The organism is Endozoicomonas sp. 8E (assembly GCF_032883915.1).
Taxonomy (GTDB): domain Bacteria; phylum Pseudomonadota; class Gammaproteobacteria; order Pseudomonadales; family Endozoicomonadaceae; genus Endozoicomonas_A.
On the sequence record NZ_CP120717.1, the window covers coordinates 4,321,640 to 4,347,313 of the forward strand.

A 25,674-nucleotide genomic window follows, 5' to 3' on the forward strand; every position below is an offset into this window, starting at 1 on the left:
CCACTGCTATTTTTCCTCAGTCTCCATAGAGACCAGAACAATTCATTCAATCAGTATTAATAAAAACTGTTATTTAACAGGTCAACTCTGATTGACAAATTAATAATTATCAAATGGGATCTACGGCAATTCTATGCTTGTTTGTCACAGAAGACTGTTAAAACTTCTCTTGATTGCGCTGCTGTTCATGATTGAAATGAACGTACAAACAGGTCATGCCTCCGGCTACCAGAGTGAACCCGGGTACAGTGAACCAGAAATCCGCTTTTTGGGTCTTTACGCCGGATTTAAAGCCAATAATTTCCACCTTAAGCTGGGTAACCATTATCACGTAATACACGACGTTGGCACACCCGAAAAGTTGTCCCTTTTTTTCAAGAATCAATGGTTGAGTCACCTGCCCTGGTTTCTGTTAGCAAAACTGCTGCCTCCTTCAACCGTACCTTACCCTTCTTTCAGTCGCGGTTTCCCCTCACTGTCCCGGGCTTTTAATGACGCCCCCGATTGCAACCCACATCCGGTGATGATCGATCACTCTTTGCTGAAAGGACGACTGTCAGTGCAAACCGCTTGCATTGAAAATCATCCTGTATGGCAGATTACAGCCTCACCCCCGACATCATCGTCAGAGACTCAGGCCGTCAAGGGTGATTCTCTTTCTGCCTGGCTGTCGCTGTGGAAACTGCTAAACGACACCAATACCAGTACCCTTTTCCTGCGCCCCTGGCGAGAGGATCAGCTCAATCGCCTGCAGGCCATTATCTGCCAGACCAATCCGCTTACAGAGCATAAAAAGTGTCAGAGCGTTCTTATTGACTTCCCGCTGAATCACGCAAAACCCTGGCTATTGCACGAACTGGCTAAAAAAGACATCATCAGCGCTGACGGGCAAACCGCTTTGGACAGTCACTCTATTAAGCGGGTCAATCAAGCTATTGATTGCCTCTATTCCCACGATAAGTTGTTTGGAGAACCCATTAAAAGCAAGCCAGCTGGCAAAGAAAAAATACACGCCTGCCAAAATAATCACTGGCTTTATCAGTGGTCGGATCAAAGCTGGCTTTATCAACCGGGCATTCCCGAGACTGCCATAAAACCCAGCCCGGCACTCATGACCGGGAAGTACTTTAACCTCTGGGCACTGGAAAAGGTATCGCCCGGCAATGATACCCATCCGCCCTGGTCGAGATCTTCTTTATTCATCGCCCGCAACGACAGACATCGGAAATACCATTTCTGGGGAGCAGGTGACCCGGTACTGGTCATGGGGTTCGCTGATGCCCCTTATAATGTCGAGGATCATTACGCCGGTTGGGACGGACCCGTCATTGGCACCCTGGTAGAAAGTGAGCATCTCAACCTGGCCGCCCTGCTTATGAACACGGCGACCAGTACGCCCTTTAATTTCTATCAATGGCGGGGAATTCTCTCAGGGTTCACAGCACCCATACCCAAAAGCCTCAGTGCCCGGGTCAGGGAGCAGATTCTGAGCGACCCAGGCTCACTTTACCAGTTTGTTAAACGGCGGCCTGAGTTACTGAGCAATGTGTTGACCTATTTAAACCGGGAGTTTCCGGGACACCCTGTCAACTCATACTTTTTCGGTCGTGTATCACCTTTTTTTAGCCATCAAACAAACGCAAACCCACTGGCCTTGGTGCCCGAAACAAGTAACGTGTTCGACGGTTTTCATCCTCCTGCCATTCCTCATCAGCGAGATATGTCACTCCCCTCTACGAGGTTTACATCGGGCATAATGACTGCTTCTGGTGTCCAGGGGAATAATGGACCGCCTGAATCTCAATCCTGCCCGAGTTATCCCTCTGCACAAAAAGCGGAACAAAGTGGCAACAAAAGTAAACGAACTGCCAGTCCTGACGGTAGGAACAATATTGACGATAATGAGCCGCCACCACCTGACGGCAACCACCCAGTCACACAAACAAACGAAACAGCCTCTGAATCCTTGCTTAAACATCTATTGCATTTTTACAGACACTGCGGACTTTGGCCTGGAAGAGTCATCCATGGATCGGATTTTCTTCCAGAACTCCTTGATATCAAATCCAGTGAAAATTTTGAAACCCTGGTCCGTCAATGCCAATCACCTGACTGTGAAAGTGAAGCATTATATAACCAGATGCTCCGGGGTTTTGATCCGAAAAACCAGCAACATAGGGTGCTGGCATCAAAAGCCCTGCATAATTCTATACTGGCCATCGTTCCTGATGGTCAGAAATATCGCTGCTATAGCCATGATATAAACCGTGATCATAGGACTCGACAACCTCTGGAAGGGCTTGAAGATATACATACGTTCCTGTTTCACGAGAATCTCGCTGTAAGACTGTTTGATCACAGTGATAACAACCTGTGGTTCACTCACTTCCTGATACGATCCCAATTAAACGAAAAGGAAAACAAATGGCTGCAAGACAGTGAGTTTGACAATGCTTTATGGGAGTTGTTTCCACAATGGCAAAAAGACATATTATTATGCCGGGAAAGTCTGCAGAGCAACGCCATAAAATCTACCAGCGAAGAGCTAAAAGAGGCGTCCATAAAATCTGCCAGCCAAGCGCTAAAACAGGCGTTTAATGCACCCGATAAATTCATGCAGGAAAAACACGGACAGAACCTGTTCAGGTTTTACAATAAATTAGGTCTGGTTTGTTACCCGTTCGACGATACAGAGGACCCCGATGGAACCTTGTACATTAGTAGTAACGTGCTTGGAGCAGTGGTTTTTTTCTGGGAAGACTCTGCCAGTAACTATATCGCCTTTATAGCTCCAGATCTCTCTACATCAACGATAAACAACGAAATGCAATCTTTGGATAATCATTTAAAAAGTTGTTCCGAGGGCGCATTGTTAGTAAAAAAACAGGATATCCGCTATGTAATTCCTGCACTGTTGGTGCTCGCACCTGTTTTTAGAAAAACCTATACAGAAATCGAGAGAGTTTTATCCGATACTGGAGATGCTCTTGTTTATGGAGGTTTAGCCAGGTCGCAACATCTTTCATCGTTGGTTAAACCCACCGAACTTGGCAAGGCACCTGTTACCAATGATATTGATTTGGCAGTCAGGGATATCAAAAATCTGGAAACCATTGCGGCGTCTTTAGAGAAAAAACTGAGAAGCGCTCTGTCTGGTACCATCGTTAGACGCAGCAACATTCACACTATGGTTTTAGCCAACCCAAAAGAATTGCAGCGCAGACGACGAAGGAACACCGTAAAGATCAACTGCTCTCCTGATAAAAACAATGAAAAGACCATGGGGTTGAGCGATAGCAAAGCAAAAAAGTGGCGAATCTTATCAATCGATATTTCTGCCGGTCCTGAAGGGTACTTCGATTTTATACGTGTAGAACCTTATGCCAGGGGTTCCAAACTGCTTATGCCAAGCCTGCCCGCTCTAGTTGAAAAACTACTTCAGGACACGCAACTTGATCAAACTTACCCAGGTACTGATGCAACAAAGCGACGGAGGCAAAATGCTCAAAACGCATTAAAAATCTTGCTTGCGAGTGATAATCAACAACAGGTTGAAGAGATTATTCGACAGTCACTGTTCAGCCGCTATTCAAAATCATCCAGGTTACCCGAATTTCTGATTCCTTATATCAAGCCACAACCTGACAATGTACAGGAAAGCACTATTAAGGTAGAGAATAAGATAGAAAATGGTGCGAACGATCAACGCCCTACAATAGCTCATAACAGTAAGCCAGTGGCACCCGTCCTGGCTGAAGGTTCAAAAAAGCGAAAAACCGAAACCGCCGCCAAAAAGTCAATCTCGGATACGATCGATTTCAAAACGGCATTGTCTCAGTCCATAGAAATATCAAACTGGCTTAAGGAGATGGATTATAACCTCCCGGGCGAGCTGAACAGGGCAACAAAGGCACACGATTGCGGAGACTCTGAAGAAAACGAAGCGCCTGAAGAAAAGCCTGCCTCCGATACAGAACTCGATACACTGCAAAATCAACTTAAGGAAGGAAAAGCAATAACCCTGCAAATACTGGCTTGTTCAGGGGCTTCTGCAGATACATCCGGTGACCAGCCGGTCATCACCATCAATATGGCTAATACCCCCGACAGTCAGCAGCGCTCAAGGTTAAAACAGGCAGCTTATGAAAACCACTTTCCCTATGCACAACTGATTCAGGCGTTGTTCATTCTGAACCAAAAAATCCCACCTGGAAAACCAGAAGCACTTCAGATCTATGAAAATGCTTTCGAGCTGCTGTTACCGGCAGCCCTTGCCGGTATACCGCTTGCCTACCAATTATTAATCGCGATGCAATTACACAACCAGCATCCGGCAGGCTGGCCTCAGATGGAACCTGTAAACCGGCTTTTACGCAGCAAGGTTTCCAGACAAACAAGCTTCAATCAAGTGAAGGTTGAAGGCCTAATGAATGGTGGATTTCTGGAGCAGCTCTATCAGGATACAGACGTCACCACCCTGACCAGGATTGAGCAGGGCTTAGCCAAAGAATCAGAACTCTCAGACAGAGGCAAAGAGGCAAAGGCCATTCTCAGTGCCCTGAGAGAACCGGATAACCCCTCTATATTGACAGCCCTGAAAGCAGTTCGTCCAGGAACCCGGGAGCTGCAACAAAGCATCGGGTCATTGATACTGATACTTGAAAGAAAAAAAGAACCCGCAGTCGGTCAGATTCATAGTGAACTTTGGTCGTACAGCCTCAACGCCCTGAAAATTAAGGGAGACTCGAAAAAAAAATCTCAGGTCATTGATATATCTTGTTTCCCATATGTGCTGGCCATGACTGACCTGAAAGCATTCATGGACACTGAGCCCATCGGACAATTGCTCAAACATCATCAACCCAGATTCATAGCCTTTTGGAAAGTGGGTTTTTGGGAAAGCTATCTCAAAGCTTCGTTAAGCAAAAACAGCAAGACTGAAAAGGAAATATTTGACGAACATCAGGACAAAATAAGCAATAAAGCGATTAAAAAGTCCAGATCCGATTTAAAAAAAGACTGGATTCTTGCCCGATCTTTTCTGCTTTCAAGAGATTTTATCCAAATCAAAAAGGTTCCGGCTTCCCCCACTCCATCCACTTTGAGGCAGCTGTCGTCTGGAGCAGGTACAAACTCTGCAAAAACAAAAAGAACCGTAAATGCAGCCAGAAAGCCAACAGAACTGAAGCCAGCGATTCGACCATCAACAGGACCATTCAATGAACGACTACATACCCAGTATTTATTTCAGCTGGATAACAATATTATTCAGGAAGTCAGATTTATGCAGGAAAACCCGAAAAAGTTTTTGCAACAGGTAGAAGATCACATCACTACATTCAGAAAGGCTCTGGTAAAAAATAGCAATGACTCAACAAACAAGCTGGGAATAGGTTATTACTATTTTCTGAAGGCACTAGCCATGATAGGGGCCAAAATGTCCGATGACAACAGAACTATTGAACTGTCCTTTAGCCCGGAAGCCAAACTCAACGCGAACAAGATAAGGGAGTCTATTTTAGTGTCCAGAGATCTTAACTTCCCCTATGCCTCAATGCTCTTTCTGTTTTTTCAACATGGCATGGGAGGAAAGCCTAATTCAGCAATGCAGGCCTATTGCTCTGCATTCTCCGGGGTGTCACAGTCTATTGAGATTTTATTAGAATCGCGCGCAGATACACCGGTTCTGGCTGGACTATTACTCAAATGGCTGGCACTGATTCCAAAGCCTTTCGCACTGAAACTGGCCTTTGATGCCGACACTTACCTGAAAAACCCTCAAGGCGAGATTCCAGGCAGGGTAACACCTTCCATACATGTACTGAGAGAATTTCTGGAGCAGCTTCCGGTAAAAGGCTCTGATGGTGCAGTTGATGTTGTTTTGAATCGATTGGGCCAACTATTTACAGATACCCGGTATCTGCTAGACGAACAGCATGAAAAAGAGGAATCGGCTGAGTCAGCCTCAGCGGCAGCAATTGAGACTGCGAAAGCGGCAGAAGAAGCCATAGTAGAAGTAGCCATAGCAGTAGGTGTAGCGGTAACGAACGAGAACGACAACGACAACGAGATAGCGAACGAAATAGTGAAAGTGAAGGCGAACGCAAAAGAGAAAGCGATGGCGTTAGCGAAAGCAACCATAAAAGTGACACTAAAAGCGAAGTCGAATGCTACAGCGTTGGAGAAATCGACAGCGGTGGTGGCAGCGATAAGTAAGTTGGCAGATACAGGTAAAGCGGCAGCGAGTACGATAATAGAAATGTTAACGGACGAGAAAGCGAAAGCGGTAGAGGAAGCGGTAGAGGAAGCGCTAGACGATACGCTAAGGGAAACAATAGTAGAAGCGGCAGAAAGAACAGAAGCAGCATTAAGATTGATACTTTACTTCGCCACTGACCGAACGGAATTGATTGATTTTATTTGCCTGGACTTATCCATATTGACCATTATCTTTTCTATAATTCGCCCTGAATTAAACTCGGAGCTCCCCGCATACCTGAAAAAGGCTCAGAGGAATCTCTCTGAAGATACTGAACCTGAAAATCGGGCAATGGCAGATATTATAGAGCTTGCTTTTCATCTGGTTGGTGCACTACCAGAGGCAGAGCTGGCTCTCCCTCATCTTAAAGCCCAACCCTTCGATACCCAGGCTCTCTTAACCGCTATGCATTTTGGTCATGACTTACAACTTCTGAAAAAATTAATTGGTTTATCTCGCGAACTGGTTGCTGAAGATACCAAATCGTTTTACAACATTATTTTGCTGGTTCACCAGCATATTCTCACACTTATCGGTGAAAATGCAGAAAAGGCAAAAAAACTTCAGTTTGAATCAGATGCCTGGAAAATATTACGCAACGGGTTGAAGAACTTTGTATGGCATAAGCCGGTCAAGACTGCCACCCATAATATGGATTCAAACGTCATGAACAATGTTGTCTTTAACAGTAACAGCGTGAAAAAGTTCTGGAATGGAGACGAAAGTACTTTTATTCTTGCTACCGAGCAAGCCATAAAAATTGGCTATCAGAAATTAAAACAGCAGTTAAACCAATATGAGGGTAAATTGGATTATCAATCTTTACAGATGTCAGGCTGGCTTCATTGTCTGGCTGGATTGACACTTCTGGAAGCAAAAATAAGTTCTGACCACCAGAAGATAATATTAACCGGTCGCAAAAGCGTCCTGGCCAGTGCTCATAATCATTTTATGAAAGCACGTGAAATTGGCTTTCATTATGGTGGCTATCTGGAATCTCTGGTATTTATGCGGCTAGCAAACCACTACCAGTATTATCAGGACGAGACATCAGAAGCCTGGCAAAAAGACTCAATCTATAAGCCTGTTATTCAATACACATCGACCAAAAGACCAGGAGAGAAGATCTTTATTGAAGCGGGTAAGATTGTTACGGAAATTTTGCCCGGTTTGCTAGCAAGCTCTTTGCTTGGTGTGCGTTTTTCGGCCGAAACAGCCATCAGAATCTTTACTGATAAACGGTTTAATCTTCTGCATATCCCACAGGCTGGTTGGCCGGCAATGCTCACAAAGTATCTTTTGATTTGCCCTGCAAACTATCGCATCCAGTTTCTGTTCAGTAATGACGGCTTTGAAACTGAAAATGCGCTATTTCCCAGGACAAATGATCCAGACAGTATTGAGGGAATACTTCTGAAACCACTAGAGAAAACAAGGCAGCTAACCATTGGCGATAGACCAGAGTATTATGGTATTTTTCTGGACAGTGAAATCAACAATGGCGACAGGCCAGAAAGTATTAAAAAGTATTTAAGCCTTGTCAAAGCTTTTGTATTGGATAAATCAGATCTTCTGGATACACCATACGAAGCAACAGATTCTGATAGTGATCAATTATCAGAGAGTATTGCAAGCTACAAGCTAAGCCGGTTTGACTATAAAAAATTGTTGGAAGAAGTACAGGAAACACCACAACCGGAAACCGGTTTAGATGAATTCGTTTATAATCTGCCCAAGCTGGGGTCGCACCCAAATTACGAGGCTATAAGTAATGCTCTTTTGAAGAAGCATCGTAAAAAGTCAGCCCTGATTCATTATTATTTATGGGCTTACGAGACCCTCAATGAGAACTTTGAAAACGAAAGGGATCTGTTCTGGAATGAGATAATGACAAAGAAAATTGAAGAAAATGAAACAATGAAAAAAACTTTCTTGACACTTCTGGCAACCGCCGATCTAACGGCTATGTACGATGATACCCGGGAGGCAATGGTCAATACCTTCGAAGAATATAATATAGATCTTTCTACCTGGTTGGCCTTTTTACATTCGATCTCGGCCACTTCCGCCTTATTTCTGGGAGAGAAGCAAAAGGCAGATTTTCATTTCGATCGTTTTGAGAATTTAAAAGGCATGTGACTTCATTAATTACCTAACCAGTAGGAGTAGCAGGAAGACCAAATACGTAAACTGAAGGCATATGTTCAGTTTACGCTCAGTATTTTTCTATAAACGGCGGCAGTTTTCTAAGCAGTCAAACCAGGATTCGACAGTTCAGCGACTGGCAAAGTTACCTATACTCCACTAAAAGCTATTCGCTCAGCTACAAAGCCACTCTTGCTACATCCCGAACCCACTGCTATTTTTCCTCAGGCTCCATAGAGATCAGAACAATTCAATAAATAAAAACTGTTGTTTAACAGGTCAACTCTGATTAATAAATTAATAATCATCAATTGGGATCTATGGCAATTCTATGCTTGTTTGTCACAGAAGACTGTTAACACTTCTCTTGATTGCGCTGCTGTTCATGATTGAAATGAACGTACAAACAAGTCATGCCTCCGGCTACCAGAATGGACCCGGGTACAGTGCACCAGAAATCCACTTTTTAGGTCTCTACGCCGGATTTAAAGCCAATAATTTCCACCTTAAGCTGGGTAACCATTATCACGTAATACACGACGTTGGCACACCCGAAAAGTTGTCCCTTTTTTTCAAGAACCAATGGTTGAGTCACCTGCCCTGGTTTCTGTTAGCAAAACTGCTGCCTCCTTCAACCGTACCCTACCCTTCTTTCAGTCGCGGTTTCCCCTCACTGTCCCGGGCTTTTGGTGATGCCCCCGATTGCAATCCTCATCCGGTGATGATCGATCACTCTTTGCTGAAAGGCCGCTTATCAGTGCAAACCGCTTGCATCGAAAGTCATCCTGTATGGCAGATTACAGCCTCACCCCCGACATCATCGTCAGAGACTCAGGCCGTCAAGGGTGATTCTCTTTCTGCCTGGCTGTCGCTGTGGAAACTGCTAAACGACACCAATACCAGTACCCTTTTCCTGCGTCCCTGGCGAGAAGATCAGCTCAATCGCTTGCAGGCCATTCTCTGTCAAACTAATCCGCTTACAGAGCATAAAAAGTGTCAGAGCGTTCTTATTGACTTCCCGCTGAATCACGCAAAACCCTGGCTATTGCCGGAACTGGCTAAAAAAGACATCATCAGCGCTGACGGGCAAACCGCTTTGGACAGTCACTCTATTAAGCGGGTCAATCAGGCTATTGAGTGCCTCTCTTCCCACGATAAGTTGTTTGGAGAACCCCATAAAAGCAAGCCAGCTGACAAGGCAAAAATACACGCCTGCCAGAATAATCACTGGCTTTATCAGTGGTCGGATCAAAGCTGGCTTTATCAATCTGGCATTCCCGAGACTGTAATAAAACCCAGCCCGGCACTTATGACCGGGAAGTACTTTAACCTCTGGGCACTGGAAAAGGTATCGCCCGGCAATGATACCTACCCGGCCTGGTCGAGATCTTCTTTATTCATCGCACGCAACGACAGACATCGGAAATACCATTTCTGGGGAGCAGGTGACCCGGTACTGGTCATGGGGTTCGCAGACGCCCCTTATAATGTCGAGGATCATTACGCCGGTCGGGACGGACCCATCATTGGCACCCTGGTAGAAAGTGAGCATCTCAACCTGGCCACTCTGCTTATGAACACGGTGACCAGTACGCCCTTTAATTTCTATCAATGGCGGGGAGTTCTCTCAGGGTTCACAGCACCCATGCCCAAAAGCCTTAGTGCCCGGGTCAGGGAGCAGATTCTGAGCGACCCCGGCTCACTTTACCAGTTTGTTAAATGGCGACCTGAGTTACTGAACAATGTGTTGACCTATTTAAACAGGGAGTTTCCGGGACACCCTGTCAACTCATACTTTTCCGGTCGTGTATCACCTTTTTTTAGCCATCAAACAAACGCAAACCCACTGGCCCTGGTGCCCAAAACAAGCAACGCGTTCGACGGTTTTCATCCTCCTGCCATCCCTCATCAGCCAGATAGGTCACTACGCTCTACGGGTTTTACATCGGGCATAATGACTGCTTCTGGTGTCCAGGGAAATGATGGACCGCCTGCATCTCAATCCCGCCCGGGTTATCCCTCTGAACAAAAAGCGAAAAAAAGCGGCAAAAAAAGTAAACGACGTGCTAAATCGGACGGTAGGAACAATATTGACGATAATGAGCCGCCACCACCGGACAGGAAGCATCCGGTCACGCCAGCAGACGCTGTATCCTCAGCATCCCTGCTTAAACATCTATTCTATTTGTACAGGCGCTCCGGACTTCGGCCTGAAAGAGTGACCCATAGATCGGACTTTCTTTCAGAACAGCTTGGTATTTCATCCAGGGAAAAATTTGAAACCCTGCTCCGTCTATGCCAACCACCCGATTGTGGCAGTGAAACATTATATAACCAGATGCATCGGGGTTTTGATCCAAAAAATCAACAACACATGATGCTGGCATCAAAAGCACTGGAACATTCTATACAGGTCATTGTTACTGATGGTCAGGGATATCTCTCCTATAGCTACCATGACCATACGCCTCAAGAGCCTCTGGACGGGCTTGAAAATATCCATATGTTCCTGTTTCACGAGAATCACACGGTAAAACTGTCTCATCAAAGTGACGACAACCCCTGGTTCACTCACTTCCTGATCAGCTCTTACTTAAACAAGCAGGAAAACGAATGGCTGGAAGACAATGCCCTTGAAAATGCTTTGTGGGAACTGTTTCCACAATGGCAGAAGGATATTTTGTTATGCCGGGAAACGCTCCAGTGCAACGCCATAAAATCTGCCAGCGAACGGCTGGAGGAGGCATCCACAAAATCTGCCAGCAAACTGCTGGAAGAGGCGTCCATACAATCTGCCAGCGACGTGCTACAACAGGCGTTTACTGCACCCGATAAATTCATGCAGGGAGATCTCGGACATAACCTGTTCAGGTTTTACAATAAATTACGCCTTGTTTGTTACCCGTTCGACGATACAAAGAACCCTGATGGAACATTTTACGTTAGCAAAAACGTGCTTGGAGCAGTGGTTTTTTTCTGGCAAGAGTCTGCCAGTAACTATATCGCCTTTATAGCCCCTGATCTCTCCACATCAGCAGTAAACGACAAAATACAGTCTTTGGATAATCATGTTAAAGATTATTCCGAGGCCGTATTTTTAGTAAAAAAACAGGATATTCGCTACGTGATTCCTGCACTCCTGGTGCTCGCACCTGTTTTTAGAAAAACCTATGCAGAAGCCGAGAGTATTATATCCGATACTGAAGATGCTCTTGTTTATGGGGGTTTAGCCAGATGGCAACATCTCTCGTCATTGTTTAAACCCATCGAACTGGGCAAGGTACCTGTTACCAATAATATTGATCTGGCCGTTGAGAATATTAAAAGTCTGGAAAAGATTTCGGCCTCTATTGAGGAAAAACTAACACGCGCCCTGCCTGGTACTACCGTCAGACGCAACAACTTTCACACCATAGTTTTAGCCAGCCCGAAAGAATTGCACCGCAGAGGGTTACTGCACACCTTGAAGATCCATTGCTTTCCCGATAAAAACAAAGAAAATACAATAACATTCGCCGCTTGCAAGACAAAAAAATGGCGCATCTTATCGATCAATATTTCTGCCGGTCCTGAAGGGTATTTCGATTTCACCCGTGTAGAACCTTTTGCCACGAGTTCCAGGCTACTTATGCCAAGCCTGCCCGCTATGGTTGAAAAACTGCTTCAGGACACGCAACCTGATCAAACTAACCCGGGCATTGATGCAAAGAGAAGGGGGCAAAATGCTCAAAATATATTAAAAATCTTGCTGGCGAATGACACTGAGCAACAGGTTCAGGCGATGATTCAACAGTCACTGCTCAGCCATTCTTCAGAATCATCCGGGTTACCGGAATTTCTGCTTCCTTATATCAAGCCCCAACCTGACAAGGCACTGGAAAGTAATAGTGAAGGTGCAGAGGCGATAACAACAGATTCTTCTTTCGATTCCCATGAGAAGGAACAGAAGCAAAAAGAAATAAACGACATTGCCACGGCACCTGATCCTGCTGAACACTCAAATAAAAGAAAGAATAAAACCGCAGCCCAAAAGTCAATCCCGAATACGATCGATTTCGAAACAGCCTTGTCTCAGTCCGTAGAAATATCGAACTGGCTTAAGGAGATGGATCATAGCTTTGCGGACGAGCTGAACAGGACAATAAAGACACAAGATTGCAAAGCCTCTGTAGAAAGCGAAGCTCCTGCAGAAGGCCCTGCGCCCGATACAGAATCCGATACACTGCAAAAGCAACTGCAGGACGGAAAAACAAAAACCCTGAAAATACTGGCCTGTTCCGGAACATCTGCTGATACATCCGCAGACCAGCCAGTCATCAACATCAACCTGGCCAGTACCCCGAGCAGTCAACAGCGCAAAGACTTGGAGCAGGCAGCTTATGAGAACCACTTCCCCTATGCGCAACTGGTTCAGGCGTTGTTCATTCTGAACCAGAAACTCCCATCCGGAAAACCAGAAGTACTGCAGATCTATGGGAAGGCTTTCGAGCTGCTGTTACCGGCAGCCATTGCCGGTATACCGCTTGCCTACCAATTATTAATCGGGATGCAATTACACAACCAACATCCGGCAGACTGGCCCCAGATGGAATCTGTAAACCGGCTGTTACGCAGCGTGGCTTCCAGAGCGACAAGCTTCAACCAGGTAAAAGTTGAAGGTCTATTGAATGGTGGATTTCTGGAGCAGCTCTATCAGGATACAGACGCCATCACCCTAATCAGGATTGAGCAGGGGTTAGCCAAAGCGTCAGACCTCTCTGACAGAGGCAGAGAGGTGAAGCATATTGTCAATGCCCTGAGAGAACCGGATACCGCCTCGATATTAACAGCCCTGAAAGCAGTTCATCCCGGAGCTCGGGAGCTGCAACTCACCATCGGGTTACTGATACTGATACTGGAGAAAAAACAAGAGCCTGCAGCCGGTCAGATTCGCAATGAACTTTGGTCATACAGCCTTAACACTCTGCAAATTAAGGGAGCCTTGAAAAAAAAATCACAGCTCATGGATACATCTTATTTCCCACATGTGCTGGCCATGACTGACCTGAAAGCATTCATGGATACTGAGCAAACCGGACAATTACTCAAAAGTCATCAACCCAGATTGATAGCCTTTTGGAAAGTGGGGTTTTGGGAAAGCTATCTCAAAGCTTCGTTGACTGAAAACAGCAGGAGTGAACAGGAAATATTTGACGGGCATCATGACCAAATAAGCAATAAAGCGATTAAAAAATCCAGACCCGATTTAATCAAAGACTGGATTCTTGCCCGGAGCTTTCTGCTTTCAAGAGATTTTATTCAAATCAAAGAGGTTCCGGCTTCCCTCACTACGGCGCAACTAACGTCTGAAACAGGTACACATTCTAAAAAAGCAAAAAGAACCGTAAAAGCAGCCAGGCAGCCAACAGACCTGAAGCCTGGCATCCGACCATCAACAGGACCACACGATGAACAAGTATTTAAACAGTATTTATTACAACTGGATAACAATATTATTCAGGAACTGAGGCTTATTCAGACCAACCCGGAGAAATTTTTGCAACAGGTAGAAACTCACATCACTGCATTCAGAAAGGCTCTGTTAAGAAATGGCAACAATTTAACAGACAATCTGGGAATCGGTTATTACTATTTTCTAAAGGCACTGGCCATGATGGGGGCCAAAATGTCAGATGATGAAAAAACCATTGAGTTGTCTTTTACCCCTGAAGTCAAACTCAACGCTAATAAGATAAAAGAGACTATTAGATTGTCTGATAAACATTTCTTCCCCTATGCCCCATTGCTCTTGCTGTTTTTTGAACATGGTATGGGGGAAAATTCTAATACAATAGCGAAGGCCCATTACTCTGCACTCTCCGGAGTGTCACAGTCTATTGAGATTTTATTAGAATCGCTCTCAATCCCACAGGTTCTGGCCGGACTATTACTCAAGTGGCTGATACTGATTCCAAGGCCTTTCGAACTGAAACTGGCCTTTGATGCAAACACCTACCTGAAAAACCCGCAAAGCAATATTCTCGGTAGGGTAACACCTTCCATACGAATACTCAGAGAATTTATGGATCAGCTTACGGTAAAAGGCTCTGACGGCGCAGTTGATGTTGTTTTGAGTCGAATGGGCCAGAAACATACAATTACTCAGCATCTGCCAAACAAACAGAATGAAAAAGCGGAAGTGAAATCGGGTACAGCCGAGTTAGGCAACGCAGGAGTGGCTGGAGCAGCGTTAGCGGCAACGAAAGAAGCTCTGAAAGCTTTAGCAGAAGCGAAAGAGGCTTTGACAGCGACAAAAGTAGCCTTAGAGTTAACGAATACAGAAGCGAGAATATTAGCGTTAAATACCGAGTTAGCAAAAGCTAAAGCGGAAGTGATAGCTGCAGAAAAAGCGCTAGCGGCAGCGAAATCGGAAGCAGTAGAGCAAGCGGAAGCAGAATTAAGATTGACACTTTACATCGCTACTGGCCTAACGGAACTGTTGGATTTTCATAGCCTGGATTTTTCGACATTGATCATTAACTATTCTATATTGGGCCATGTATCAAGCCCGGAGGTTATCGGATTCCTGAGACAGGTTCAGAGCGTACTTACTAAAGATATTGACCCTGAGAGGCGGGCACTGGCAGATATTATAGAACTTGCTTTTTATCTGATTCTGTTTAATCCATCACCAGAAGTAGAGCCGGATCTCCATCATCTTAAGGCTCTTTCATTCTCTTCCCAAGCTAACATAACCATTCTTCATTTTGGTCATGACTTACGACTTCTGACAAAAATAATTCATTTGCTTCCTGAAATGGCTGTCCACGATACCATATCGTATTATTACAACACCTTTTTTCTGATTCACGAGTATATTCTCATGCTCATTGGTGGGAATGCAGAAAAGGCAAAAAAACTCCAGATTGATTCAGTTGGTTGGCGAACATTACACAATTGGTTTAGGCACTATACATGGTATAAACCAGCAAATACTGTTGCAAGTCGTATTGAATCAAAAATTATGGAACAGATTGTCTTTAACCATGACAGCCTGGAAATGTTCATAGCTGGAAACGAAAGTATTTTTATTCTTGCTATTGAGCAAGCCAGAAAAGTTGGCTATCAGGAATTAAAACAGCAGTTAAACGAATATGATGATAAATTGGATGCTCAGTCTATACAGATGACAGGCTGGCTTCATTGTCTGGCTGGATTGACGCTTCTGGAGGCACAAGTAAGTTCTGGCTTGCAGCGGGTAGTATTAAACGGTCGCAAAAGCGTCCTGCCCAGTGCTCTTTATCATTTCGAGAGAGCCAATCGATTTGGCTTTGTTTATGGTGGTTACCTGGAATCACTGGTGCATATGCGTCTGGATAAGCACCTCCAGTATTATCAGGACGAGACATCCGAAGCCTCGCGAACAGACTCCACCAATAACCCTGTTATTCAATACCCATCGACCAGAAAACCAGGGGAAACGATCTTTATTGAAGCAGGTAAAATTGTTAACGATATTTTGCCCAGCTTAATAACAAGCTCCAGATTGGGTGTACGTTTTGCGGCTGAAGCAGCTATCAGAGTCTTTACTGACAATCGGTTTAATCTTCTGCAAACCCCTCAGGCCGGTTGGCCAGCACTGATCGCAAAGCATTTTTTGATTAACCCCGTAATCCATAACCTGCAATTTGTGTTCAGCAATTATGGCCCGGAAGTTGAAGAAGCGTTATTTCCCAGGATAAGTGACCCTGACAGTATTGAGAGAATACTTCTGGAACCACTGGAGAAAACAAGGCATTTCCCCATTAAAAAAAGACCAAAACAATATGGTATTGCTCTGGACAACGAAATCAAAAGCAGTAGCAGGCCAGAAAATAGTAAAAAGTATTTGAGTCTTGTCAAAGCTTTTGTATTGGGTAAATCAGAGGTGCCGGATATATCATCCCAGACAACAACTTCTGATGTTGATCAATTATCAGAAAATATCGCAAGCTATGAGCTAAGTCGGTTTGACTATACAACATCGTTTGGATTGCTACACGAAACACCACAACCTGAAACGGGTTTGGATGAATTCGTTTTTAATCTGCCCCAGCTGAAATCTCACCCAAAGTATGAGGCTATCAGTAATGCTCTTTTGAAGAAACATCGCACAAAGTCAGCCCTGGTTCACTATTATTTATGGGCTTACGAAACCCTCGATAACAGCTATGACAACGAACGACAGCTGTTCTGGGAAGAAATAATGACAAAGAAGATTGAAGAAAATAAACCAATGAAAACAGCTTTCCTGACACTTTTGGCAACCGCTGATCTAACGGTTATGTACGATGATAACCGGGAGGCCATGAACACTGCATTCAAACAATACAATACGGATTTTGCTCCCTGGTTGGTTATTTTTCACAAGTTCTCGGCCACTTCCGCTTTTGCTCTGGGAGAGACACAAAAAGCAGATTTCCATCAAAAGCATTTTGAAAACCAACAAAAAATATTACTTCATTTAGTACCTGGCCTGTCAGGAGCACTGGAAAGACCAAGTGAGTAAACTGAAGACTTGGGCTCAGTTTACGCTCAGCTACAAAGCCACTCTTGCTACATCCTGAACCCACTGCTATTTTTCCTCAGGCTCCATAGAGATCAGAACAATTCAATAAATAAAAACTGTTGTTTAACGGGTCAACTCTGATTAATAAATTAATAATCATCAATTGGGATCTATGGCAACTCTATGCTTGTTTGTCACAGAAGACTGTTAAAACTTCTCTTGATTGCTCTCTTGTTCATGACTGAAATGAACGTACAAACAGGTCATGCCTCCGGCTACCAGAATAAACCCGGGTACAGTGCACCAGAAATCTACTTTTTGGGTCTCTACGCCGGATTTAAAGCCAATAATTTCCACCTCAAGCTGGGTAACCATTATCACGTAATACACGACGTTGGCACCCCCAAAAAGCTGTCCCTTTTTTTCAAGAATCAATGGTTGAGTCACCTGCCCTGGTTTCTGTTAGCAAAACTGCTGCCTCCTTCAACCGTACCCTACCCTTCTTTCAGCCGCGGCTTCCCCTCACTGTCCCGGGCTTTTGGTGATGCCCCCGATTGCAATCCTCATCCGGTGATGATCGATCACTCTTTGCTGAAAGGCCGCTTATCAGTGCAAACTGCTTGCATCGAAAATCATCCTGTATGGCAGATTACGGCCTCACCCCCGACATCATCGTCGGAGACTCAGGCCGTCAAGGGTGATTCTTTGTCTGCCTGGCTCTCGCTGTGGAAACTGCTAAACGACACCAATACCAGTACCCTTTTTCTGCGCCCCTGGCGAGAGGATCAGCTCAATCACCTGCAAGCCATTCTCTGTCAAACTAATCCGCTTACAGAGCATAAAAAGTGTCAGAGCGTTCTTATTGACTTCCCGATGAATCACACAAAACCCTGGCTATTGCCGGAACTGGCTAAAAAAGACATCATCAGCGCTGACGGGCAAACCGCTTTGGACAGTCACTCTATTAAGCGGGTCAATCAGGCTATTGATTGCCTCTCTTCCCACGATAAGTTGTTTGGAGAACCCAATAAAAGTAAGCCAGCTGACAAGGCAAAAATACACGCCTGCCAGAATAATCACTGGCTTTATCAGTGGTCGGATCAAAGCTGGCTTTATCAACCTGGCATTCCCGAGACTGTAATAAAACCCAGCCCGGCACTCATGACCGGGAGGTACTTTAACCTCTGGGCACTGGAAAAGGTATCGCCCGGCAATGATACCTACCCGGCCTGGTCGAGATCTTCTTTATTCATCGCCCGCAACGACAGACATCGGAAATACCATTTCTGGGGAGCAGGTGACCCGGTACTGGTCATGGGGTTCGCTGATGCCCCTTATAATGTCGAGGATCATTACGCCGGTCGGGACGGACCCGTCATTGGCACCCTGGTAGAAAGTGAGCATCTCAACCTGGCCACTTTGCTTATGAACACGGTGACCAGTACGCCCTTTAATTTCTATCAATGGCGGGGAATTGTCTCAGGGTTCACAGCACCCATACCCAAAAGCCTCAGTGCCCGGGTCAGGGAGCAGATTCTGAGCGACCCCGGCTCACTTTACCAGTTTGTTAAACGGCAGCCTGAGTTACTGAGCAATGTGTTGACCTATTTAAACCGGGAGTTTCCGGGACACCCTGTCAACTCATACTTTTCTGGTCGTGTATCACTTTTTTTTAGCCATCAAACAAACGCAAACCCACTGGCTTTGGTGCCCAAAACAAGCAACGCGTTCGACGGTTTTCATCCTCCTGCCATCCCTCATCAGCCAGATAGGTCACTCCCCTCTACGGGTTTTACACCGGGCATAATGACTGCTTCTGGTGTCCAGGGAAATAATGGACCACCTGCATCTCAGTCCCGCCCGGGTTATCCCTCTGAACAAAAAGCGAAAAAAAGCAGCGAAAAAAGTAAACGACGCGCTAAATCGGACGGTAGGAACAATATTGACGATAATGAGCCGCCACCACCGGACAGGAAGCATCCGGTCACACCAGCAGACGCTGTATCTTCAGCATCCCTGCTTAAACATCTATTCTATTTGTACAGGCGCTCCGGACTTCGGCCTGAAAGAGTGACCCATAGATCGGACTTTCTTTCAGAACAGCTCGGTATCACATCCAGGGAAAAATTTGAAACCCTACTCCGTCTATGCAAACCACCCGACTGTGGCAGTGAAACATTATATAACCAGATGCTTCGGGGTTTTGATCCAAAAAACCAACAACACATGATGCTGGCATCAAAAGCACTGGAACATTCTATACAGGTCATTGTTACTGATGGTCAGGGATATCTCTCCTATAGCTACCATGACCATACGCCTCAAGAGCCTCTGGACGGGCTTGAAAATATCCATATGTTCCTGTTTCACGAGAATCACACGGTAAAACTGTCTCATCAAAGTGACGACAACCCCTGGTTCACTCACTTCCTGATCGGCTCCTGCTTAAACAAGCAGGAAAACGAATGGCTGGAAGACAATGCCCTTGAAAATGCTTTATGGGAACTGTTTCCACAATGGCAGAAGGATATTTTGTTATGCCGGGGAACCCTCCGGTGCAACGCCATAAAATCTGCCAGCGAACTGCTGGAAGAGGCGTCCATACAATCTGCCAGCGAAGTGCTACAACAGGCGTTTACTGCACCCGATAAATTCATGCAGGGAGATCTCGGACATCACCTGTTCAGGTTTTACAATAAATTACGCCTTGTTTGTTACCCGTTCGACGATACAGAGAACCCTGATGGAACATTTTACGTTAGCAAAAACGTGCTTGGAGCAGTGGTTTTTTTCTGGCAAGAGTCTGCCAGTAACTATATCGCCTTTATAGCCCCTGATCTCTCCACATCAGCAATAAACGACAAAATACAGTCTTTGGATAATCATGTAAAAGATTATTCCGAGGCCGTATTTTTAGTAAAAAAACAGGATATCCGCTACGTGATTCCTGCACTCCTGGTGCTCGCACCTGTTTTTAGAAAAACCTATGCAGAAGCCGAGAGTATTATATCCGATACTGAAGATGCTCTTGTTTATGGGGGTTTAGCCAGATGGCAACATCTCTCGTCATTGTTTAAACCCATCGAACTGGGCAAGGTACCTGTTACCAATAATATTGATCTGGCCGTTGAGAATATTAAAAGTCTGGAAAAGATTTCGGCCTCTATTGAGGAAAAACTAACACGTGCCCTGCCTGGTACTACCGTCAGACGCAACAACTTTCACACCATAGTTTTAGCCAGCCCGAAAGAATTGCACCGCAGAGGGTTACTGCACACCTTGAAGATCCATTGCTTTCCCGATAAAAACAAAGAAAATACAATAACATTCGCCGCTTGCAAGACAAAAAAATGGCGCATCTTATCGATCAATATTTCTGCCGGTCCTGAAGGGTATTTCGATTTCACCCGTGTAGAACCTTTTGCCACGAGTTCCAGGCTACTTATGCCAAGCCTGCCCGCTATGGTTGAAAAACTGCTTCAGGACACGCAACCTGATCAAACTAACCTGGGCATTGATGCAAAGAGAAGGGGGCAAAATGCTCAAAATATATTAAAAATCTTGCTGGCGAATGACACTGAGCAACAGGTTCAGGCGATGATTCAACAGTCACTGCTCAGCCATTCTTCAGAATCATCCGGGTTACCGGAATTTCTGCTTCCTTATATCAAGCCCCAACCAGACAAGGCACTGGAAAGCAATAGTGAGGCAGAAAACGATGCCAGTGATCCAAATTCTATGGTTGCTGCTCAAACCAAAATAACAGCACCAGCTGCCCTCGTACCATTAGCAGACAATGCACCGGATCAAAAAATTATTGACGAACATGCAACCGTTTCTACCGCTACTTATGTCGAAGGTGCAGAGGCGATAACAAAAGATTCTTCTTTCAATTCCCATGAGAAGAAACAGAAACAAAAAGAAATAAACGACATTACCATTGTGCCAGAAAGAAACGATATCACAGTAAAAGCAAGCCCTGATGATCAATGCTCTACAGTGGCTCATAACAGTGAGGCAGTGGCACCTGATCCTGCTGAACGCTCAAATAAAAGAAAGAATAAAACCGCAGCCCAAAAGTCAATCCCGAATACGATCGATTTCGAAACAGCATTGTCTCAGTCCGAAGAAATATCGAACTGGCTTAAGGAGATGGATCATAGCTTTGCGGACGAGCTGAATAGGACAATAAAGACACAAGATTGCAAAGCCTCTTTAGAAAGCGAAGCCCCTGCAGAAAGCCCTGCGCCCGATACGGAATCCGATACACTGCAAAAGCAACTGCAGGACGGAAAAACAAAAACCCTGAAAACACTGGCCTGTTCCGGAGCATCTGCTGATACATCCGCAGACCAGCCAGTCATCACCATCAACCTGGCCAATACCCCGGGCAATCAACAGCGCAAAGACTTAGAGCAGGCGGCTTATGAGAACCACTTCCCTTATGCGCAACTGGTTCAGGCGTTGTTCATTCTGAACCAGAAATTCCCATCTGGAAAACCAGAAGTACTGCAGATCTATGAAAAAACCTTCGAGCTGTTGTTACCGGCAGCTATTGCCGGTATACCGCTTGCCTACCAATTATTAATCGGGATGCAATTACACAACCAACATCCGGCAGGCTGGCCCCAGATGGAACCTGTAAACCGGCTCTTACGCAGCATGGCTTCCAGAGCGACAAGCTTCAACCAGGTAAAAGTTGAAGGTCTATCGAATGGTGGATTTCTGGAGCAGCTCTATCAGGATACAGACGCCATCACCCTAATCAGGATTGAGCAGGGGTTAGCCAAAGCGTCAGACCTCTCAGACAGAGGCAGAGAGGTGAAGGCTATTGTCAATGCCCTGAGAGAACCGGATACCGCCTCGATATTAACATCCCTGAAAGCAGTTCGTCCCGGGACTCGGGAGCTGCAACAAACCATTGGATTACTGATACTGATACTGGAGAAAAAACAAGAGCCTGCTGCCGGTCAGATTCGCAGTGAACTTTGGTCATACAGCCTTAAGACTCTGCAAATTAAGGGAGCCTTGAAAAAAAAATCACAGCTCATGGATACATTTTATTTCCCAAATGTGCTGGCCATGACTGACCTGAAAGCATTCATGGACACTGAGCAAACCGGACAACAGCTCAAACATCATCAACCCAGATTGATAGCCTTTTGGAAAGTGGGATTTTGGGAAAGTTATCTCAAAGCTTCGTTGAGCGAAGACAGCAAGAGTGAAAAGGAAATATTTGACGGGCATCATGACCAAATAAGTAATAAGGCTATTAAAAAGTCCAGACCCGATTTAATCAAAGACTGGATTCTTGCCCGATCTTTGCTGCTTTCAAGAGACTTTATTCAAATCAAAGAGGTTCCGGCTTCCCCCACTCCGGCACAACTAACGTCTGGAACAGGTACACATTCTGAAAAAGCAAAAAGAACCGTAAAAGCAGCCAGGCAGCCAACAGACCTGAAGCCAGGCATCCGACCATCAACAGGACCACACAATGAACAAGTATTTAACCAGTATTTATTACAACTGGATAACAATATTATTCAGGAACTCAGACTTATTCAGACCAACCCGGAAAAATTTTTGCAACAGGCAGAAAAGCAAATCACTGCATTTAGAAAGGCAGTAATAAGAAATGGTAACAATTTAACAAACAGACTGGGGATCGGTTATTACTATTTCCTGAAGGCACTGGCCATGATGGATGCCAAAATGTCAAATGACAACAAAACCATTGAGTTGTTCTTTGGCCCGAAAGTCAAACTCAACGCCAAAAGGATAAACGAAACTATTTTATTGTCTGGAGATCATGGCTTCCCTTATGCCCCGATACTCTTGCTGTTTTTTGAATATGCTATGGAAGTAGAGTGTGAGGCAACATCGAGAGCCATTTACTCTGCATTCTCCGGGGTGTCACAGTCTATTGAGATTTTATTAGAATCGGATTCAGATCTAATGGTTATGATCGGAGTATTGCTCAAGTGGCTGATACTGATTCCAAAGCCTTTCGGGCTGAAACTGGCCTTTGATGCAGAGACTTATATGAAAAACCCGCAAAGCAATATTCCAGGTAAGGTAACACCTTCCATACGAATACTCAGAGAGTTTATGGAGCAGCTTCCGATAAAAGGCTCTGATGGCTCAGTTGATATTGTTTTGAGTCGAATGGACCAGCAATATACTATTACCCAGCATCTGCGTAACGGACAGAATGAACGATCGTTAGTGAAAGCGGGAACCGCTGCGGCAGTGGTAGCGACATTGAAAGAGGCTGCGGCAGTGAGGGAGGCTTCGGCAATCAGGGAAGCTGAGAATGCGGCAGCAGTGGCCATAGAGTTAGCAGATACGAAAGCGACAGCAGCAGCGATAGCGATAGCAGAAGCTAAAGCGGAAAAGAAACCGGAAGGCAGAGCGCCAGGGGAGTCGGTAGCGACAGCAATAGCGGAAACGAGAGCGGCAGTGAGAGCGGCAGCGAAAGCAAAAATAGTAGCGGAATCGAATGCGGAAGCGAAAGCAAAAGTAGCAGCGGAATCGAAAGAGGTAACGAAAGCGGCAGCGGCAGCAGAAGCAAGGTTGCAAGCGGAAGCAGATAAGGAAGCAGTATTAAGATTGACTCTCTACTTCGCTTCTGGCCGATCGGAATTGTTGGATTTTGATTATCTGGATTTATCTATGTTGACCATTTACTATTCAGTCTTCGGCCTGGCATCAAACCCGAAGATTTACGTATCCCTGAAAGAGGCTCAGAGGAAGCTCACTAAAGATATTGACCCTAATACTCGGGCAATGTCAGATATTATAAAACTTGCTTTTTATCTGGTTAGCGAATCACCCGAAGTAGAGCCGGATCTCCCTCATCTTAAAGCCCTTCCCTTTGAAATTCAGGCCCGCTTAACCGCACTTCATTTTGGTCATGACTTAGGACTTCTGACAAAAATAATTCACTTGCTTCCTGGAATGGTTGCCCACGATACCATATCGTACTGGTACAACACCTTTTTTCTGATTCACGAGTATATTCTCGCGCTCATTGGTGGAAATGCAGAAAAGGCAAAAAAACTCCAGATTGATTACTATGACTGGGAAACATTTCACAAACGTTTTCAACACTTTATATGGCATAAGCCAGTAAATACTGTTGCAAGTCGTATTGAATCAAAAATCATCGAACATATTGTCTTTAACCATGACCACTTGAAAATGTTCAGAGCTGGAAACGAAAGTATTTTTATTATGGCTATTCAACAAGCGAGAAAAGTTGGCTACGAGAAATTAAAACAGCAGTTAGAACAATATGAAATGGATTCTCAATCATCAGAGATATCAGGCTGGCTTCATTGTCTGGCTGGCCTGACGCTTCTGGAGGCACAAATAAGTTCTGACTTTCAGCAGGTAATATTAACCGGTCACAAAAGAGTTATGCTCAGGGCACATACCCATTTCCGGAAAGCACGCCATCTCAACTTCCCTTATGCCGGTTATCTGCAATCACTAGTGGCTATGCGGCTGGACAACTACCAGTATTACCAGGACGAGACATCAGAAGCCTGGCAAACAGAGCAGGACAATAAGCCTGTTATTCAATACGCATCGGCCAGAAAACCAGGGGAAAAGATCTTTATTGAAGCGGGTAAGATTGTCACAGACATCTTGCCTGGGCTATTAGCAAGCTCTCTATATGGTGTACGTTTTGCCGTTGAGGCAGCCATCAGAGTCTTTACTGATAAACGGTTTAATCTTTTGCATATCCCCCAGGCTGGTTGGCCAACACTCATCGCAAAGCATTTTTTGATTACCCCCATACACCATAACATCCAATTTGTGTTCAGCAATGATGTCCCTGAAGTTGAAGAAGCGTTATTTCAGAGTAAAAGTGATCCTGAAAGTATTGAGCGAATACTTCTGGAACCAATGGAGAAAGCAAGGCTTTTTCCCATTAACCAAAGAATAAAACAATATAGTTTTTGGCTGAACAGTGAAATCAAAAGTGGTGACAGGCCAAAAAATATTAAAAACTATTTAAGCCTTGTTAAAATTTTTTTGTCGGATAAATCAGAGGCGCTTGATACATCATCTGAGGCAACTGCTTCTGATATTGATCGATTACCAGAGACTATTGCCCGCTACGAGCTAAGCCGATATGACTATACAAACCTGTTTAAAGCACTGCGGGAAACACCACAACCTGACACCGGTTTTGATGATTACGTTTATAACCTTCCGCAACTGAAATCTCACCCAAATTATGAAGCTATAAGTAATGCTCTTTTGAAAAAACATCGCACAAAGTCGGCCCTGATTCACTATTATTTTTGGGCGTACGAGACTCTCAATGATAGCTGTGACAACGAACGGGATCTGTTTTGGGATGGGATCATGAGACAGAAGATTGAAAAAGATGAAAAAATGAAAAGCGTTTTTGTAGCACTGCTGGCAACCGCCGATCTAACGCTTATGTACGATGATAACCGAATGGCCGTGAGGACCGCATTCAAACAATACAATCTGAAAATTAGTTTCTGGATGACTTTATTTCACTTTTTCTCACACGCTTCCGATCTTTTTTTGCAAGGATCAGAACAGGAAAATGGCGATGAGATGTTGATGTTTATTAAAAACCAAATAAGAATGTTCGATCTTTAAAAAGTTATTGATAATCTACTCAGTAAGAGTATCAGGAGGCCTGTGACTGAAATCCCCAACCAGGCATCAACGAGTGTGTAGTTTGACCGGGAATAATCCG

General features: G+C 44.8%; 3 protein-coding genes. All 3 read left to right on the forward strand.

Annotation, left to right across the window (positions count from 1 at the left end):
• The first annotated feature begins 196 nt into the window (after positions 1-196).
• The 3 genes from P6910_RS14100 (at position 197) to P6910_RS14110 (ending at position 25,574) form a co-directional block, all read left to right on the forward strand.
• Positions 197-8,398 carry a hypothetical protein gene (locus tag P6910_RS14100; protein ID WP_317141923.1) on the forward strand — a complete coding sequence of 2,734 codons (8,202 nt, stop codon included), beginning with the start codon at positions 197-199 and terminating at the stop codon, positions 8,396-8,398.
• 400 nt (positions 8,399-8,798) lie between these two features.
• Entirely contained in the window at positions 8,799-16,931 is an 8,133-nt protein-coding gene (locus P6910_RS14105) for a hypothetical protein (protein ID WP_317141924.1), read from the forward strand.
• A gap of 246 nt (positions 16,932-17,177) precedes the next feature.
• Complete coding sequence (locus P6910_RS14110; protein WP_317141925.1) at positions 17,178-25,574, forward strand: hypothetical protein; 8,397 nt, start codon at positions 17,178-17,180, stop codon at positions 25,572-25,574.
• Positions 25,575-25,674: the final 100 nt, after the last annotated feature.